General features: G+C 63.6%; 14 protein-coding genes. 2 read left to right on the forward strand and 12 right to left on the reverse strand.

Going from position 1 to position 17456, the window contains the following annotated elements; genetic code table 11:
- Positions 1-23 precede the first annotated feature (23 nt).
- The gene (locus CAL28_RS25075; protein ID WP_094843841.1) at positions 24-500 is read left to right on the forward strand and encodes an outer membrane protein assembly factor BamE; all 477 of its coding nucleotides are present in this window, start codon (positions 24-26) and stop codon (positions 498-500) included.
- 86 nt (positions 501-586) lie between these two features.
- Positions 587-1141, forward strand: a complete 555-nt coding sequence (locus CAL28_RS25080; RefSeq protein WP_141218247.1) for a hypothetical protein — start codon at positions 587-589, stop codon at positions 1139-1141.
- Positions 1142-1148: 7 nt separating this feature from the next.
- Here the strand turns inward: CAL28_RS25080 and CAL28_RS25085 are convergent, their stop codons facing one another.
- The 12 genes from CAL28_RS25085 to glyA all read right to left on the reverse strand — a co-directional run bounded on the left by CAL28_RS25085 (position 1149) and on the right by glyA (position 17027).
- Positions 1149-2894 (reverse strand): peptidase M14, encoded by a 1746-nt coding sequence (locus CAL28_RS25085; protein ID WP_094843843.1) that lies wholly within the window; start codon positions 2892-2894, stop codon positions 1149-1151.
- 3 nt (positions 2895-2897) lie between these two features.
- Positions 2898-3761, reverse strand: coding sequence for an ABC transporter permease (locus CAL28_RS25090; RefSeq protein WP_094843844.1), 864 nt, complete (start codon positions 3759-3761; stop codon positions 2898-2900).
- 4 nt (positions 3762-3765) lie between these two features.
- Positions 3766-4689: an ABC transporter permease gene (locus CAL28_RS25095; protein WP_094843845.1), complete on the reverse strand. Its 924-nt coding sequence runs from the start codon at positions 4687-4689 to the stop codon at positions 3766-3768.
- A gap of 49 nt (positions 4690-4738) precedes the next feature.
- Entirely contained in the window at positions 4739-6268 is a 1530-nt protein-coding gene (locus CAL28_RS25100; RefSeq protein WP_094843846.1) for an ABC transporter substrate-binding protein, read from the reverse strand.
- Positions 6269-6333: 65 nt separating this feature from the next.
- Positions 6334-8166: an ABC transporter ATP-binding protein gene (locus tag CAL28_RS25105; protein ID WP_094843847.1), complete on the reverse strand. Its 1833-nt coding sequence runs from the start codon at positions 8164-8166 to the stop codon at positions 6334-6336.
- 171 nt (positions 8167-8337) lie between these two features.
- Entirely contained in the window at positions 8338-9873 is a 1536-nt protein-coding gene (locus tag CAL28_RS25110) for a SpoVR family protein (RefSeq protein ID WP_094843848.1), read from the reverse strand.
- Positions 9870-11135, reverse strand: coding sequence for a YeaH/YhbH family protein (locus tag CAL28_RS25115; protein WP_094843849.1), 1266 nt, complete (start codon positions 11133-11135; stop codon positions 9870-9872). The genes CAL28_RS25110 and CAL28_RS25115 overlap by 4 nt, the downstream gene beginning before the upstream one ends.
- 10 nt (positions 11136-11145) lie before the next feature.
- The gene (locus CAL28_RS25120; protein WP_094843850.1) at positions 11146-13071 is read right to left on the reverse strand and encodes a PrkA family serine protein kinase; all 1926 of its coding nucleotides are present in this window, start codon (positions 13069-13071) and stop codon (positions 11146-11148) included.
- 280 nt (positions 13072-13351) lie between these two features.
- A complete protein-coding gene (locus tag CAL28_RS25125; RefSeq protein WP_094843851.1) occupies positions 13352-13990 on the reverse strand; it encodes a riboflavin synthase in 639 nt (212 codons plus the stop codon).
- A gap of 155 nt (positions 13991-14145) precedes the next feature.
- Positions 14146-15285 (reverse strand): bifunctional diaminohydroxyphosphoribosylaminopyrimidine deaminase/5-amino-6-(5-phosphoribosylamino)uracil reductase RibD, encoded by a 1140-nt coding sequence (gene ribD / locus CAL28_RS25130; RefSeq protein ID WP_369597689.1) that lies wholly within the window; start codon positions 15283-15285, stop codon positions 14146-14148.
- Position 15286: 1 nt separating this feature from the next.
- The gene (gene nrdR / locus CAL28_RS25135; protein WP_094843853.1) at positions 15287-15769 is read right to left on the reverse strand and encodes a transcriptional regulator NrdR; all 483 of its coding nucleotides are present in this window, start codon (positions 15767-15769) and stop codon (positions 15287-15289) included.
- Positions 15770-15782: 13 nt separating this feature from the next.
- Positions 15783-17027, reverse strand: coding sequence for a serine hydroxymethyltransferase (gene glyA, locus CAL28_RS25140; protein WP_094843854.1), 1245 nt, complete (start codon positions 17025-17027; stop codon positions 15783-15785).
- Positions 17028-17456 lie beyond the last annotated feature (429 nt).

Here is a 17456-nt window from a genome sequence, read left to right on the forward strand (position 1 = left end):
GGGCCGATGCAGGAGTTTGACGCATGCAAAGATACAAAGCCCCTATCCTGGCGTGCGCCGGGTTGATGTTCAGCTTCGCCCTGGCCGGCTGCGGAAACGTGAGCAAGGTAGACCAGAACGGGCAAGCGACGGCGCTGGTCTGGCCCGATATCTCGCGGGCCTCGCGATCCAAGGGGATTTATCCCGATCCGCATCATCTCGCCATGGTGCGGCCCGGCATGGACAAGGACCAGATCTACGATCTGCTCGGGCGCCCGCATTTCCACGAAGGTTTCCTGATGGTGCGCGAATGGGACTATCTGCTCCACGTCCGCACGGCCTCCGGCGACGAACTATGCCAGTACAAGATCCTGTTCGACCGCGATCGGACCGTGCGCAGCACCCATTGGCGCGAACCTTCATGTGAAGCGGCAATGAGAAAAGCGATCTCGACCGTGGCGGGCGACGCCATGCACGCCGATGGAACCCATGCGCGGCTGGCCGCCGGAATGCCGACATGATGCGCGCCAAGGCACGCTGCGCCGGGCAACGCCGCATCCCGGCCCGAATCGCGGCTCGGGCCAAACCGGCCCTGTTGGACACCGCCATGCAAAGGTTGCTGTCGGTATGCCTGATAGCGACGGCCGCAATGGCCGTCGCCGCGTGCCAGCCGCTGTCCGCCGGACGCGCCGAGCCGGCCGCCATGCCACCCGACCCGCAAGGCGCCGTGGGCGCGGCAACAAAGCCCGGCGTGCCTACGGCCCTGCAGGCCGGCCCACCCACGGTCGAATTCCGCCTGGCACAGACAGAGGCCGCACCGGGATTGCACGCCCTGCAACTGGGCGAGCGGCAATTGTGGATGTTGCAGCAGCCGGTCCTGACACGTACCGACATCGTATCGGTCACGCCGGTCAGAAGCCGCGCCGGGGCAAGCTATGTGCGTTTTCAGTTCGCGCCAGCCGCCGCGCCGCGGCTGGCTGCGATCGCGCAGCGCTATCCCGGCAAGTTCCTCTTGCTCAGCATCGACGGCGAGCTGGCCGCCGCCCCCACCCTAGGCGGCCCGATGAACGACGGCGTGCTGTTCGTGCCCGTGGTCAGCGACCGGCAGGCTGCCCAGGTGTCCGCGGCGGTGGCCGGCGCCCCGATGCCGGCGGGACGCTAGCGGCAAGCTAGTCGCCCAACCCCATATAGCCTTCGACGGCCGCGAGCACGGTCTCCATCTGCACGGTATGCGCGAAGCGGAAGGGATCGCCGTAGATGGTCTCGTCCGGGAACTCCGTGATAAGCGCCAGCGGCACGTCCTCGCCCACGCCCTCCGTTCGCAGCACGGGGATGCCGTTCATCACCTCGAACCCACGCTGCAAGGCGTGGGTTTCGAACATGCGCATCTGCCGTGCGTTGTACTCCAACAGCCCCGGCACCCGCGCCGCGACGCGCGCGGATACATGCCGCAGCAAGGCATTGGCCTGGTCTTCCCAGCCGGGATGATGGCGCAGCACCAGAAAATAGCCCTTGGGCACCGTCCATAGTTCGAAGCCGCGTGGCAGATACCCCGACAAGGGGCGGGTCCATTCGTGGGCGGGATAGCCGTGCAGGTTCACATGCAACTGGGCGCCGGTCGTTTCGTACGCCTTGCGGCGCGCATCCCGCTCATACCACGGCGCGCGTTCGCGATACGCGAGGTCGTCGCCCAGGGCCGAGTAGCGCGCGGCATGGGACATATGGCGCGGGTTGTGCTCGCACAGCTCCCGATGCAGGGCGTAGCCATCGGGATTCTCCGACGCGAACAGCACGAAGTGCGCGTCCGGCTGTTGGCGCAGCACCTGCGCGGCGCGCAGCGCCCCCACCACGCCCGAAGTCTCGTTCGCGTGCTGGCCGCCGGAAATCACGACAGGCTTGTTGGCTCCCTTGACATACGTACAGAGCACCGGCCGCCCCTGCCGCGTCGGGACGGAATAGGGTTCGCCACCGATCCGCGCCATCTCGTAAGCAATGCGCGCCAGAGACAGCGCGCCGTCGACCTCTTCCAGCGGCGGGCCGGCGCCGTCCGGCGTCGTTACCGCCACGGCGGGAAAATCCCGGGTCTCGACGCGCGCCCACGCGGGTCCATCCAGACGGCGCACATCGGGCACGATCTGGCCCGGCTGCAGGCCGCGGTTGCCCAGAGGGCGTCCCGAATGCATCTGGAAGACTTCCAGCAGCCCGAAGTACAGTTCTTCGTGCAAGGCCTCGACCGTGCTCGCGACTTCGTCGTGATAGCGCAGGTCGCGCTCGATGCCGGGTATATCGACGCGGATATCCAGGCGCTGGAAATACGGTTCCTTATCGCCCCATTCGTGGGCCCGGACCGCGTCCATGACCTCGGCGAACACCTGGGAATACTCGGTGGGTCGCGCCTCGTCGATTTCCACGCCATCCGGCCTTCCCTCGACGCGGACCCAGCCCGTGGGGGACAGGGCCGCCACGCCGGCATGGTCCGTCGCCACCCGGTTGGGCGCGAACACGCGCGCCGTTTCCGTGCGGCCATCGACATACCGCAAGACCACTTCGTAATGCAGGTCCGCGTCGCCGGCAAGGAATTCCAGCGCCACGCCGTCCAGCAGCCCGGCCAGCGGGTACGCCTCCAGCGTGAAACGCCGCTGTACCGCCTCTTCGCGCACCGGATAGCGCACCGAGACGGACGCCAGCCCATCGGCATCGACTTCTTCCAGGAAGAAATGCACCAGCGGCTTGTAGGCGCTGCGGAATACCGCCGTCACACCGGCGTCGGCCAAGTGCCGTTCCGCCGCCCGGCGCGCCGCCTCGTCCTCGAAGAGCCAGGCCTGCACATGCGCGCCACGGTAATCGTCCTGTTCGAATTCCCGTACCCACGCATCGAGAGTGCGGTCGAAACGTTTGTCCAGCAACACAGTCATGGCTTACACCTTTCCAGTGGGATCCAGACGATCGCGCAGCCAGTCGCCCAGCAAGTTCAGGCCCAACACCGTCAGCATGATCGCCAATCCCGGGAACACACTGACCCACCACGCGGTCTGCAAATAGGTACGCCCGTCTGCCAGCATGCCGCCCCAGCTGGGAATCGTCGGATCCACGCCCAGCCCCAGGAAGGTCAGGCTGCTCTCCAGGAGGATATTGGTGGCGACATTCAGCGCCATCAGGATGATCAAAGGGCCCAGCAGATTGGGCACGATGTGATGGCGGATCATGGCCAGGTCGCGCACGCCGAACGCGCGCGCGGCCTGCACGAACTCACGCTCGCGCAGGGCAAGTACCTGCCCTCGCACCAGGCGCGCATACTGCACCCACTGCGAGATGACCATGAAGAAAATCACGTTGAACAAGCCGCCGCCAAGGATGGAAATAAACGTGATGGCTACCAGGATGAAGGGCAGCGCCAGCTGCACATCCGCGAAGCGCATCACGATCACGTCCCAGACGCCGCGGTAATAGCCCGCGATCAAGCCCATGACGGTGCCCAGCAGCGCGCCGAAGAACACCGAGACGAATCCCGCCGTCAGGGATATCTGCCCACCCACCACCACGCGTGCCAGCACGTCGCGCCCCAGCGGATCGGTACCCAGGACATGCGCCAGGCTCTGGAACGGCGGGGTCAGGCGCGCCGCCAGGTCCATGCCTTCGCCGCCATCGGGAAAAAGCCAGCCCGACAACAGGACGGCCAACACCACGGCGCCGGTCAGCACCACGCCCATGACGAATTCCAGGGATCGGAAGCAGTTGCGTGAGCGCCGCTTGGCCGCTGTCTCGGTCAGCGTCGTTTGCATGGAATCACCGGATACGGATGCGCGGATCGACGATGCCGTAGGCAATATCGACCAGCAGGTTGACGATAATGATGACCAGCGCCAGCACGGTGACGGCGCCTTGCAGCACGGGATAATCGCGTGCCGCGATGGCGTCGAAAGCCAGGGTGCCCATGCCGGGCCAGTTGAAGACCTTCTCGATCACCACGATGCCGCCGATCAGCCCGCCGAACTGCAGGCCCATGTATGTAATCAAGGGAATGGAGCAATTGCGCAGCGCGTGCTTGTACAGCACGACACGTTCGCGCAGGCCTTTGCTGCGCGCCACCATGATGTACTGGGCCGAGAGCGTTTCCAGCATCGTCGTGCGCACCAGGCGCACATTGGTCGCGCTCAGGATCACAGCCATGGTCAGGGCCGGCATGATCAGGCTGGCGGGGCCGTCCCATCCGGACGGCGGCAGCAGCGGAAACGTGATCGACAACAGCAGCACCAGCATCAGTGCCAGCCAGAAGTTGGGAAAGGACAGACCCACCAGCGAGAAAATGCGTATGGCCTGGTCCGCCGCCTTGCCCTTATGCACGGCGGCATGCACGCCCAGCGGGATGGACACCAGCAGCGACAGCGCCAGGGACACGAAGGCCAGCAGAAGCGTGGCCGGCAGCGCATCGCCGATCAATCGCGCCACCGATGTGCCACCCATGAAGCTGTGCCCGAAGTCGCCGACCAGGATGCCATGCATGTACGACAGGTACTGCACGGAAAACGGCCGGTTCAGTCCCAGCGCCTGCCGGATGTTCTGCAGATCCTGTTCGGTAACGCTGCCGGCCCCCTGGCTGAGCATAATGGCCGGATCGCCGGTCAGGCGCACGGCATAGGAAACGAGCAGCGTCACGGCCAGGATCACGAAGACCGCCTGCAGGACGCGTTTGATAAGGAAACCGATCATCTCGAGGGCGCTCCGGGCCATGCCCGGAGCGCAAGTCAGGTTGGCGAAATCATTCGACGCTGGCGTCGACGAAACGGAAACGGATATCGCCCGGCACGGACAGGTTCTTGACACGCTTGTTCACGCCCACCACCGTGTCCAGCGCATAAAGCGGCATCTCAAGCGCGTTGTCGGCCACGTAGGCGGCGATCTGGCGCAGGGTCTTCTGCCGCTCGTCCGTCTTGTAGGTATTGCGCTGCGCGTCCAGCATCGCGTCCAGCTTGGCGTCCTTGTCGTACGGATTCCATTTCTGGCCGCTGTGGTACATCAGGTAGGCCGTGTTGTCGTAGTCGTACGTCCAGCCGCCCCAGTACATCTGCCAAAGCTCGCCGGTCTTGCCCTGCGGGATGATGTCGTTGATCAGCACCGGCGTTTCGTAAGGCTTGATGGTGGTCTTGATACCGACACCCTGCAAGTAGCCGGCAATGGCCTGCGCCACCTCGCGGAATTGGGAATCGCTGCCGCGGATATCGAGCTGGATCGCGGCGCCCGGCTTGACGCCGGCCTTGGCCAGCAGCTTCTTGGCCTGGGCGGGATCGAACGGCAAAGGCTTGAGGGCCGGGTCGTAGCCGAAGGACAGGTCGCCCTGGAAGCTGGCGATGGGCTTGGCATAGCCCATCAGCAGCTGCTTGATGATGGCGTCGCGATCCACAGCCATAATCAGCGCCCGGCGTACGTCGCGATCCTTCGTGATGCCGCGCGACGTGTCATAGCGCGCCACGACCGTACCGGGGCCGCTGGTGCTGACGATGGTGGCATTGCTGGACTTCTTGATCGTATCCACCAGGCCAAGCGGGATGGCGGTGGCGATATCCACGCGGCCGGCCTGCAGTTCCGCCACCTGCGTCGCGGGCTCCGCGATAAAGCGGTACACCACCTGGTCCAGCTTGGGCTTGCCACCCCAGTAGTCGTCATTGCGTGCCAGGGTCAGGCTGATCTTCGGCTTGTATTCGACGAACTTGAAAGGCCCCGTGCCGACCGGATGCTCGTTGAAGTAGGCGTCTCCCTTCTCCTGGATGTACTTGGGCGGCACGATCATGCCGCCGTAGCCGGCCAGCTTGGTCAGGATGACGGGGTCCGGCCGCTTCATCATGAAGTCGACGGTGTGCGCGTCCACCACCACAACCTTGTCGATGGAGTTGTAGTTCGACTGCTGCGGCCCCTTGGCGCCTTCCGGTCCCAGCAGGCGATCGAAGGTGAACTTGACGGCGTTCGCGTCGAACGGTTCGCCATCATGGAACTTGACGTTTTCGCGCAGCTTGAAGCGGATGCGCGTGTCGTTGTCCAGGAACTCCCAACTGGTCGCCAGGCCCGGCTGCAGCTTCATGTCCGCGCCGCGCATGGTCAGGCCGTCGAACAGGTTGCTGCCCACCGAACCCCACCATGTCACGAAGGTGTCGATGGGGTCCCAGCTGCCCGCATCCTGCGTGATGGCTACGCTCAGCGTGCCGGCGGCCTGGGCCGGCGCCGTGGCGGCCAGCGCGCCGCTGATGGCGAGCGCCGCGCCGAGCGCGCGAGCGGTCTTGGTGAAGGTAAACATGAGCGCCTCCAGGGACGTGGGGATCGTTGATGACGATAAAGAAGAAAAATCGCGGTCCATCGCGGTCAGGCCGCCTCGGCCACCATGTGGCCCGGCGCGACTTCCACCAGGGGAACAACCCGCGGCGCGTCGCCGACGCGGCGCACCGGACTGGGAATCTCGCCGGCGAGCAGCGTGGTATCGATGTGCCGGCCGGGCTCGGCCACCGGCACGGCGGCGAGCAGCTTGCGTGTGTAGGGATGCCGGGGCGTTTCGAAGACATCGCGCCGGCGGCCCATTTCGACGATCTGGCCCAGGTACATGACGGCGACGCGATGGCTCACCTTCTCGACCACCGCCATATCGTGGGTGATGAACAGATAGGAAAGCCCCCGATCCTTCTGCAGGTCCATCAGCAGGTTCAGGATCTGCGCCTGTATGGACACATCCAGCGCCGATACCGATTCGTCCGCGATGATCAGGTCCGGATCGCTCGCCAGCGCCCGCGCAATGCACACACGCTGGCGCTGGCCGCCGGAAAACTCGTGCGGATAGCGGCGCGCGTGCTCGGGCCGCAGGCCGACCTGCTCCAGCAATTGCGCGACCCGCGCCGCGATGGCCTGCTGCCCATGCAGCAGGCCATGCGTGACGATGGGCTCCGCGATGCTGAAACCCACCGTCTTGCGCGGGTCCAGCGAGGCATAAGGGTCCTGGAAAATGTATTGGATCTGCTGGCGCAGCCGCCGCCGTCCGGCGGCGTCCATGGTGAAAATATCCCGGCCCTGATAAAGCACCTGCCCGGCTGTCGGCGCGATCAATTGCTGCAGCGTCTTGCCGATGGTGGACTTGCCGCTGCCCGATTCACCGACCAGCGCGAGCGTCTCGCCAGGATAGATATCGAAGTCGACACTCTCGACCGCGTGGACGCGATGCGTCACCCGCCCCAAGAAACCCCGGCCCATGTCGAAGCGTGTGGTCAGCCCGCGCGCGCTCAGTAGAGGCCGCGTGTAGTCCGCCGTATCCTGCTCATGCGTGGAACCGACTTCGCGCAGAATGCCATCTTCGAGCACGACGTGCGGCGTACGCAGGGGCAGGTCGCGTCCCGTCATGGCGCCCAACCGCGGCACGGCCGCCAGCAGCGCGCGGGTGTAGGGATGCTCCGGCGCGCGGAACAGGCGCTCCACCGGGCCCTGCTCCACCTTGCGGCCGCGCAACATCACGACGACGTCGTCGGCCATTTCGGCGACCACGCCCATATCGTGCGTGATAAAGATGACCGCAGTGCCCAGATCGCGCTGCAGCTCTCGAATAGTGTTCAGTATCTGGGCCTGGATGGTGACATCCAGCGCCGTCGTGGGCTCGTCGGCGATCAGCAGGCGCGGCCGGCACGACAGCGCCATCGCGATCATCACGCGCTGGCGCATGCCGCCCGAAAGCTGATGCGGATAACGGTCCAGCATTTGCGCCGCGTCCGGCAGCCGTACTTTCTCCAGCAGGGCACGCGCCGCTTCGCGAGCGGCCGTGCGCGACAGGCGCTGGTGCAGGACGATCGCTTCGGCCACCTGGTCGCCGACGGTGAACACCGGGTTCAGCGACGTCATGGGCTCCTGGAAGATCATCGCGACATCGTTGCCGCGAATGGCGCGCATGTCGTCCTCGGAGGCGCGCGTCAGGTCGATTTCCCTGCCGCCCTTATCCCGCAGCAGGACGCTGCCTTCAGCGATGCGGCCACCCGTATAGTCGGTCAGCCGCATGATGGCCATGGACGTTACCGATTTGCCGGAGCCGGATTCGCCGACGATGGCCAGGGTGCGGCCGGGATAGACATCGAAATCGAGCTGGTCGACGGCACGGAACACGCCGTCTTCGGTCGGGAAATCCACCGACACCCCGCGCAGGGAGAGCAGCGGGGAAACCATATCTGCGGGCGTAGACAAGGAAGGAGCGAAGCTTGGGGAAAACAGCGATGTTAACGATTTATCGGTAAATCTTGAACAACGCCCCGCGCCCGACAGCCCCGGGGAAACCCTTCTTGCGCTGCACAAAAAATTAGGGCGCTACGACTGCGCGCCCCAGGTCCACCCACGCCGTCAGTGCGACAACTCCCGGAACGCCAGCGTCTGGCCATCGGCATCGGTTTCTTCCATGCGTACCTTGAAACCCCACAGCCGCGACAGATGCTTCATCACCTGGTCGGCGTCTTCCGCCACCAGCGGCCGTCCGCGCGTCTGCTGATGACGCAGCACCAGCGAGCGATCCGAATCGCGGTTGAACTGCACCACCTGCACATCGGGGACCAGATTGTCCCGATTGTGCTGCTCGGCCAGCAGCTTGCGCACATGGCGATAACCTTCGTCGTCGTGGATCGCCACGACCTCCAGCTGAGGGTTTTCTTCGTGGTCGGCGATCGCGAAGAAACGGAAGTCGCGGATCAATTTGGGCGAAAGATACTGCGAGATAAAGGATTCGTCCTTGAAGTTGCGCATGGCGAAGTCCAGTGTCTTCAGCCAGTCGCCGCCCGCGATATCGGGGAACCACCGCCGGTCTTCCTCCGTCGGGTTTTCGCAGATCCGCCGGATGTCGGTCATCATGGCGAAGCCCAGTGCGTACGGATTGATGCCGCCGTAGCCACGCTGGTCGAACCCCCGCTGGCTGACCACGTTGGTATGGCTTTGCAGGAACTCGATCATGAAACCGTCATCGACCAGCCCCTTTTCGTGCAGGCGATTGAGGATGGTGTAGTGCCAGAACGTGGCCCAGCCTTCGTTCATGACCTTGGTCTGCATCTGCGGGTAGTAATACTGGGCGATCTTGCGGACGATGCGCACCAATTCGCGTTGCCAGGTCTGCAGCTTGGGCGAGTACTTCTCGATGAAGTACAGGATGTTTTCCTCGGGCTCCCGCGGGAATACCTCTTTCTTGCCGCTTTCGGACGCCTCGGCCTTGGGCACCGTGCGCCACAGGTCGTTGAACTGGACGCGCTGGTATTCCTCGCGATCGGCGACGCGCTGCAGCTCTTCCTTGTACGAGACCGGGTTGGGCCGCTTGTAGCGGTCCACGCCATGGGACGACAGGGCGTGGCAGGAATCCAGGATTTCCTCCACCGCTTCGATGCCGTAGCGGTCCTCGCAGGCCATCACGTAGTTGCGCGCGAACACCAGGTAGTCCAGCACGCCGTCGGCGTCGGTCCACTGCCGGAACAGGTAATTGCCCTTGAAGAACGAATTGTGGCCGTAGCATGCGTGCGCGATCACCAGCGCCTGCATCGCCATGGAGTTTTCCTCCATCAGGTAGGAAATGCAGGGGTTGGAATTGATGACGATTTCGTAGGCCAGGCCCTGCACCCCACGGCGATACGCCTGCTCGTTGCGGATGAATTCCTTGCCGTAGGACCAGTGCGGATATCCCACCGGCAGGCCCGCGGACGCGTAGGCGTCCAGCATCTGCTCCGACGTGATGATCTCGATCTGGTTGGGATAGGTGTCCAGCTTGAATTCCGCCGCGATCTCGGCGATGGCCTCGTCGTAGCGGCGGATCAGCTCGAACGTCCATTCCGACCCCGTTGAAATCGGGGACGCGAGGCGCCCCGCGCCAGAGGCCTCCAGACTGCTCATGATGCCATTCATGCCACGGCCTCCTTCCTGAACAACTCGTGGAAGACGGAAAAGATCTCGCCGCGCTCGGAAATACGCCGCATGACGAAATGCTCGGCGGGCTCGCGCTCGTACTCCGCCCACAGGCTGCTCTTGCGCACGTCATGCGTATCGTGGATTTCGATATACGCGAAATAACGGGCCGCCGGCAGCAGGTGTTCGGAAAGGTAGCGGGCGCTGCGAGCGGCATCCGCGCCGAAGGAGTCGCCGTCGCTGGCCTGCGCGGCGTAGATATTCCAGGTAGAGGGCGAATAGCGCTTTTCGATGATGTCGCGCATCAGCTCCAGCGCCGACAGCACCACCGTGCCCCCGCTCTTGGGATCATGGAAGAAGGTGTCCTCATCCACTTCCTCGGCGTTATCCGTATGCCGGATGAATACCAGGTCCACGTGCTCGTACTTGCGCATCAGGAAAAGGTAGAGCAGCGTGAAAAACCGTTTGGCCAAGTCCTTTTTGTTCTCGTCCATCGAGCCGGACACGTCCATCAGGCAGAACATCACCGCACGCGCCATGGGGACGGCCACGGATACGCGATGCCGGTAGCGCAGGTCGATTTCGTCCAAAAAGGGGACACTGGCAACCCGCTCGCGGGCAGACTTGACCTGCGCGCGGGCCGCTTCCAGCAGGGCCAGCGAGGCGCCCTGGCGCTCCAGCTCTTCCAGAGCGTCCTCGGCCTCTGTCAGTTCGCGGCGGGCGCCGATGCTAAGCGCGATGCGCCGCGACAACGACGCTTTCAGCGTGCGGCCCACCGCCAGCGAACTGGGAGAGCCGCTGGTGGTGTAGCCGGCCCGGTGCCATTTTTTCTGGTGCACATCCCCAAGCTGGGTACGTGCCAGGTGGGGCAATTCCAGGTCTTCGAAGAAGAAATTCAGGAACTCCGCGCGGGACAGCGTGAATGTGAATTGGTCGACGGAATCGCCTTCCCCGGGATCGCCGCGGCCGCCGCCGTCCCCGCCGCCATCCGGCCGGTCGATGGTATCGCCCTTGGCGAATTCCCGGTTTCCGGGATGCACCATTTCCCGGTCACCCCCCATGCCATGGCGCAAACGCGGCTCGGAGATATCCCGGGTGGGGAGGTTGATTTCCCCACCCTGGTCCATCTCTTCGATCGAGCGCTCGCGTATCAGGTCCCGCACCGCCTTTCGGACTTGGTTCTTGTAGCGCCGCAGGAACCGCTCGCGGTTCACGGTGCTTTTATTGCGTCCGTTGAGACGACGATCGATAAGTGAATTCATACTACCTCGCTCAGGAGGACTTTCGCACCCGCAAGTACCACTCGCAAAGCAGGCGGACCTGCTTTTCGGTATAGCCCTTTTCGACCATGCGTTCCACGAAGCTCTGGTGCTTGCTCTTGTCCTCCGCCGACGCCTTGGCGTTGAAGGAAATGACGGGCAGAAGGTCTTCCGTGTTCGAGAACATTTTCTTCTCGATCACCTCTCGCAACTTCTCGTAGCTGGTCCACGTGGGGTTGCGCCCGCTATTGTTGGCGCGCGCCCGCAGCACGAAGTTGACGATCTCGTTGCGGAAGTCCTTCGGATTGGCGATACCGGCCGGTTTCTCGATTTTCTCCAGTTCGTCGTTCAGGGCCGACCGATCGAAGCTTTCGCCAGTCTCGGGATCCCGGAATTCCTCGTCCTGGATCCAGCAATCGGCAAAAGTGACGTAGCGGTCGAAGATGTTCTGCCCGTACTCGGAATAGGATTCGAGGTAGGCCGTCTGGATTTCCTTGCCGATGAATTCGGCATACCGGGGCGCCAGGAAACCCTTGATGAACTCCAGGTAGCGGCGCCGCGTGTCCTCCGGGAAGTCTTCGCGGGCGATGCGCTGCTCCAGCACGTACATCAGGTGCACGGGGTTGGCGGCGACTTCCGTCTGGTCGTAATTGAAGACGCTGGAAAGGATCTTGTACGCGAAACGCGTCGACACCCCGGTCATCCCCTCGTCGGTGCCGGCGTAATCCTTGTATTCCTGCAGCGCCTTCGCCTTGGGATCCACATCCTTCAGGCTTTCGCCGTCGTAGACCCGCATTTTGGAGTAAATGCTGGAATTTTCCGGTTCCTTCAGGCGGGTCAGGACCGAGAATTGGGCCATCATGTCCAGCGTGCCGGGCGCGCAAGGCGCCTCCGCCAGCGAGCTGTTGTGCAGCAGCTTGCTGTAGATCTGGATTTCCTCGGTCACCTGCAGGCAGTACGGCACCTTGACGATGTAGATCCGGTCCAGGAACGCTTCGTTGTGCTTGTTGTTGCGGAAGGTCTGCCATTCGGATTCGTTCGAGTGCGCCAGGATGGCGCCATTGAACGGGATGGCGGAAAAGCCCTCGGTGCCCTTGAAGTTGCCTTCCTGCGTGGCCGTCAGCAGGGGGTGCAGCATCTTGATGGGCGCCTTGAACATTTCGACGAATTCCAGCAGGCCCTGGTTGGCCAGGCATAGCCCGCCCGAATAGCTGTAGGCGTCCGGGTCGTCCTGCGAATAGCGGTCCAGCTTGCGAATATCCACCTTGCCGACCAGCGAGGAAATATCCTGGTTATTTTCGTCGCCCGGTTCGGTTTTGGCGATGGCTACCTGCCGCAACACGGAGGGATTCAGGCGCACCACGCGGAATTGGGAAATGTCGCCGTCGTATTCCCTGAGCCGCTTGACCGCCCAGGGCGACATGATGCCGGTCAGATAGCGCCGCGGTATCCCGTAATCCTGCTCCAGCTGATCGCCGAAGCGCGTCGGGGCAAACAGGCCCAGCGGCGTCTCGTTGACCGGCGAGCCTTTCAGGGCATAAATGGGGTAGGTTTCCATGAGCGTCTTCAGGCGCTCGGCGATGGAGGATTTACCGCCGCCCACCGGCCCCAGCAGATAGAGAATCTGCTTGCGCTCTTCCAGGCCCTGCGCGGCATGCTTGAAGAAGGAAACGATCTGCGAGATCACGTCCTCCATTCCGAAGAATTCCTTGAAGGCCGGATACCGCCGGATCACCCTGTTGGAAAACAGCCGGGACAGGCGCAGGTCATTGCGCGTGTCGACGAGTTCGGGTTCACCGATCGCAGCAAGCATCCGTTCGGCGGGACTGGCATATGCCATCGGATCACGCTTGCACAGATTCAGGTATTCCTCGAGCGAGAGCTCGGTTTCCTGATCTCGGGCGTACTGCGATTTGAAGCCTTCGACGATGTTCAGCATCGGGATACCTCCAACAACATCAGAAAAGGGCTAGCCGTGCGTCATCCCCATTGTGTGCCCTATTTGGCTCCGTGTCGCCAGTGGTACAGATTCACGGTAAAGCTATGTTGCTTTCCCCACACACAGCTATCGCAACAGGATTACGGCCATACGATTTAGTCTTTGTTCGAGCGGTACAAGTTCCGCTCGCGAAAGCAACTGAAATGACTTCTGCAAAGGGTTTTCGAGGCCTCCGGACACCTCGAGATAACCGCCACGAACCGATCGAAAACATGTGCGTTCAGGCACCGGCGGAAGCGCCCTCGGATACCTGCATCATGCGTTCGACGTAGCGCGCGATGGTGTCGATCTCCAAATTAACTTTGTCGCCTACGTTTACGTTACGCAACGTGGTCATGTTTTGGGTATGAGGAATTACGTTAATGGTGATGTCACTACCCTCCCCTCCGTCTTTTACGCGGTTCACTGTAAGGCTTATGCCATTAACCGTAACAGACCCTTTGTAGGCCAGGTATTTGGCGATTTCCTTTGGCGCGCGGATGATAAGCTCCCGCGATTCCCCGACCGGCGCATAGCCCACCACGACACCCAAACCATCGACGTGTCCGGATACCAGGTGGCCGCCCAGCGCATCGCCGACTCGCAGCGATTTTTCGAGATTCACTTCCGCGCCTTCGCGATCCAGCCCGACGGTAAGCCGCAGGCTCTCGCGCGAGATATCGACATCGAAGCTGTTTTCTCCCAGTGCCACGACGGTCATGCAGGCACCCTGTACTGCAATCGAATCGCCGAGCTGGACGTCGGATAGGCCGAGATTTCCCGCATCGATACGGACGCGGATACCGCCGCTGCCGTCCTGGGATTCGTAAGGCTGGGTTTGCTCGATACGGCCCACTGCCGTGACGATGCCGGTAAACATAAAAAAACTCCTGGAGAGGTCTGACCACATGAATATCGGCCTCCCGACAACATATGCGCATGCGGCGCGCCTGAGCCGGCCGGCCCCGATATCCATAGGATACGCGCACTGGGAAGAGCAGGAATGCCGTGGGAACTACCGGAAGAAATATGCGTTTAGCGCGGAGTGGCAGCACTCTGCAGCGCTTGCCAACGATCCGCGAAACGCCCACGCAGCCGGACATCGCCGCCCACCGGCCGCACGTCGATGAAATCGAAGCGCCGGGCGTTGTCCAGATGCGAAAGCATCGGAAGCTTGACCATGCCGGCGGCATCGCCCAGCAAGACCGGCGCGATGTACGCCAGGATCTCATCCACGCAATCTGACGATAGCAGAGCGCCGGTCAGGCCGGCGCCGGCTTCGACGTGGACTTCGTTGACGTGCTGGCGCGCCATCCAGCGCATCATGGCGGGCAAATCGACCCGCCCCGGCTCGGCGCTGGGCAGCACGATCACGCGCGCATTGCGGCGCGCCAGCCGTTCCGCCTTGACCGGATCGTCATGGGCGGTGAAGACCCAGACTTCTTCCCCGTCGAACAGGCGCGCGCCCTCGGATATCTGCAACCGGCCGTCGACCACCGCCTTGCGCGGCTGGCGCGGAACCTCCACATCCCGCACGGTAAGGCGGGGATCGTCCTTCTGCACGGTCCCCATGCCGGTAAGAACCACGTCGGCACGAGCACGCCAGGCATGGCCATCGGCGCGGGCCTCGCCGCCCGTAATCCATTGCGACATTCCGTTATGCAGGGCGCTGCGCCCATCCAGCGAGGCTGCCATCTTCACCCATGTCCACGGGGTGCCCCTGCTCATCCTCGCCGCGAATCCGGCGTTCAAGGCCAGGGCCTCCTGCATGCAGACGCCCGTCGCGATGGGGATGCCCTGGGCCCGCAGGCGGGCCAGGCCCGCGCCGTTGACCTGCGGATTGGGATCCCCCATGGCCACCACGACCCGGCCGGGCGCGGCGGCGACGACGGCATCCACGCAGGGCGGCGTCCGGCCGAAATGGCTGCATGGCTCCAGGGTGACGTAGAACGTGGCGCCGGCGACCGAGACACCGCGCGCCGCGGCATCGCGCAAGGCGCAGATCTCGGCATGGGGCCCGCCCGGAGGTTGGGTGGCGCCTTCGCCCAGGACCTGGCCGTCGCGGACGATCACACAGCCCACGCGGGGATTGGGCGCGGTGGTATGAAGCACCCCGCGCGCCAGATCCAGGGCGCGCCGCATCCAGTGAAGATCCTGGTCTTCGCTTATGGGCACGTCAGGGCTCTTTGCGAAGCTTGCCGGAGAGCAGCGGACCCTGCATTTCGCGGATGGCTTCGATGAATTCGCCGATGTCCTCGAAGCTGCGGTAGACCGAGGCGAAACGGACGTAGGCGACCTTGTCCAGCTTGCGCAGTTCGGTCATCACCAATTCGCCCACGTAGGCGGAAGGGACTTCCCGCTTGCCGCTGGTCAGCAGGGCTTCCTCGATGCGGGCGACCGCCGCGTCGACGTCCTCGGTGCTGACCGGCCGCTTGCGCAGCGCCAGGGACAGGCTGGCGCGCAGCTTGCCCTGGTCGTACTCGCTGCGGCTGCCGTTACGCTTGACGATGGACGGCATGACGAGCTCCACCCGCTCGTAAGTGGTGAAGCGCTTGTCGCACTGCTGGCAGCGGCGGCGCCGGCGGATGGTTTCGCCCTCTTCCAACACCCGGCTGTCGATGACCTGGGTGTCGGCATGGCCGCAGAACGGACAGCGCACGTTATCCCCGCGGTCAGCCGTAGACCGGCAGACGGGTGGTCAACGCGTCGACGCGCTCGCGTACCGAGGCAATATTGGCCTCGTTGCGCGGATCGTCCAGCACGTCGGCGATCAGGTTGGCGGTGAGCTCGGTTTCCGCTTCCTTGAAACCCCGGGTGGTGATGGCCGGCGTACCCAGGCGGATGCCGCTGGTCACGAAGGGCTTTTCCGGATCGTTGGGAATCGCGTTCTTGTTGACCGTGATGTGGGCCTGGCCCAGCACCGCTTCGGCTTCCTTGCCGGTAATGCCCTTGGCGCGCAGGTCGACCAGCATGACGTGGCTTTCGGTGCGTCCGGAGACGATGCGCAGGCCGCGCTTGACCAGCGTTTCGGCCAGCACCTTGGCGTTCTTGGCCACCTGGTGGGCGTAATCGCGGAATTCCGGCTGCAAGGCTTCCTTGAAGGCGATGGCCTTGGCGGCGATGACATGCATCAGAGGGCCACCCTGGATACCCGGGAAAATTGCCGAATTGATGGCCTTTTCGTATTCGGATTTCATCATGATCACGCCACCGCGGGGGCCGCGCAGCGATTTGTGCGTGGTCGAGGTGACGAAATCGGCGTGCGGCACCGGGTTGGGATACACGCCGCCCGCCACCAGGCCGGCGTAGTGGGCGATGTCCACCATGAAGAGCGCGCCATTGTCGCGGGCGATGCGCGCCATGCGCTCGAAATCGATATGCAGGGCATAGGCGGACGCGCCGGCGACGATGAGCTTGGGCTTGTGCTCCTGCGCCAGGGATTCGACCTTGCCGTAATCGAGCACTTCGTCGGCGTCCAGCCCGTAAGGCAGGAAGTTGTAAAGCTTGCCGGACGCGTTGACGGAGGCCCCGTGAGTCAGGTGGCCGCCTTCGGCGAGGCTCATGCCCAGGACCGTATCACCCGGCTTGAGCACCGCCATGTACACGCCCTGGTTGGCCTGGGACCCGGAGTTCGGCTGCACGTTGGCGGCTTCGGCGCCAAACAGCTCCTTGAGGCGATCGATGGCCAGCTGTTCCACGATGTCGACGAACTCGCAGCCGCCGTAATAGCGCTTGCCCGGATAACCTTCCGCGTACTTGTTCGTCAGTTGCGTGCCCTGCGCCTGCATGACCGCCGGACTGGCATAGTTTTCCGATGCGATCAGCTCTATGTGCTGTTCCTGGCGGTGGTTTTCCTTCTGGATGGCGGCCCAGACGGCTTCGTCCACCTGGGAAATGGTGCGGGTACGGTCAAACATGGAAGTTCCTGAACGGAGTCAAAAAGCGGAAAAGGCGTATTCGGGATAGTTTACCGTGCAGTTACGGTGCTTTTTCCCCATTTACGCGTTGGAAATGTCCTGTCCGCGGATTTTTTCGCCACGGGGCGCGCCATCGGAAAAGCCGCTCATGCCAGCGTGAAGGCGCCTCATGCTGCCGCAGCCGTGGCGGCTGGGGCGCAGCGACGACCCGGTATTCCGGCGCCCCGCGGCAAGGAAAGGCGGCTGAGGGACGTAGTAGGGGCGTAGTGGGGGCGCGGTAGCCCCGATACCCCGGTAGCGCGGAGCCCGGCAGGCCTCGCGGGCGGCGGCACCGACATGGTGCCAGGAAAAGCGCCGCTGACGCGGCGCCTGTCATGTGTCGAAGCAGGCACCGGCGACGAGCGGGGTTCCCCCCGGCCGCGCCCGGCC

The sequence above is a fragment of the Bordetella genomosp. 11 genome (genome assembly GCF_002261215.1).
Classification (GTDB): Bacteria; Pseudomonadota; Gammaproteobacteria; order Burkholderiales; family Burkholderiaceae_B; genus Bordetella_C.

What these genes read in the sequence shown, in the direction of transcription:
- CAL28_RS25080 (WP_141218247.1), top strand. Translation starts at nt 587, where the DNA reads ATGCAAAGGTTGCTGTCGGTATGCCTGATAGCGACGGCCGCAATGGCC.
- CAL28_RS25125 (WP_094843851.1), bottom strand. Translation starts at nt 13,990, where the DNA reads ATGTTTACCGGCATCGTCACGGCAGTGGGCCGTATCGAGCAAACCCAG.
- CAL28_RS25095 (WP_094843845.1), bottom strand. Translation starts at nt 4,689, where the DNA reads ATGATCGGTTTCCTTATCAAACGCGTCCTGCAGGCGGTCTTCGTGATC.
- CAL28_RS25090 (WP_094843844.1), bottom strand. Translation starts at nt 3,761, where the DNA reads ATGCAAACGACGCTGACCGAGACAGCGGCCAAGCGGCGCTCACGCAAC.
- glyA (WP_094843854.1), bottom strand. Translation starts at nt 17,027, where the DNA reads ATGTTTGACCGTACCCGCACCATTTCCCAGGTGGACGAAGCCGTCTGG.
- CAL28_RS25075 (WP_094843841.1), top strand. Translation starts at nt 24, where the DNA reads ATGCAAAGATACAAAGCCCCTATCCTGGCGTGCGCCGGGTTGATGTTC.
- CAL28_RS25110 (WP_094843848.1), bottom strand. Translation starts at nt 9,873, where the DNA reads ATGAATGGCATCATGAGCAGTCTGGAGGCCTCTGGCGCGGGGCGCCTC.
- CAL28_RS25120 (WP_094843850.1), bottom strand. Translation starts at nt 13,071, where the DNA reads ATGCTGAACATCGTCGAAGGCTTCAAATCGCAGTACGCCCGAGATCAG.
- CAL28_RS25085 (WP_094843843.1), bottom strand. Translation starts at nt 2,894, where the DNA reads ATGACTGTGTTGCTGGACAAACGTTTCGACCGCACTCTCGATGCGTGG.
- CAL28_RS25105 (WP_094843847.1), bottom strand. Translation starts at nt 8,166, where the DNA reads ATGGTTTCCCCGCTGCTCTCCCTGCGCGGGGTGTCGGTGGATTTCCCG.
- CAL28_RS25115 (WP_094843849.1), bottom strand. Translation starts at nt 11,135, where the DNA reads ATGAATTCACTTATCGATCGTCGTCTCAACGGACGCAATAAAAGCACC.
- CAL28_RS25100 (WP_094843846.1), bottom strand. Translation starts at nt 6,268, where the DNA reads ATGTTTACCTTCACCAAGACCGCTCGCGCGCTCGGCGCGGCGCTCGCC.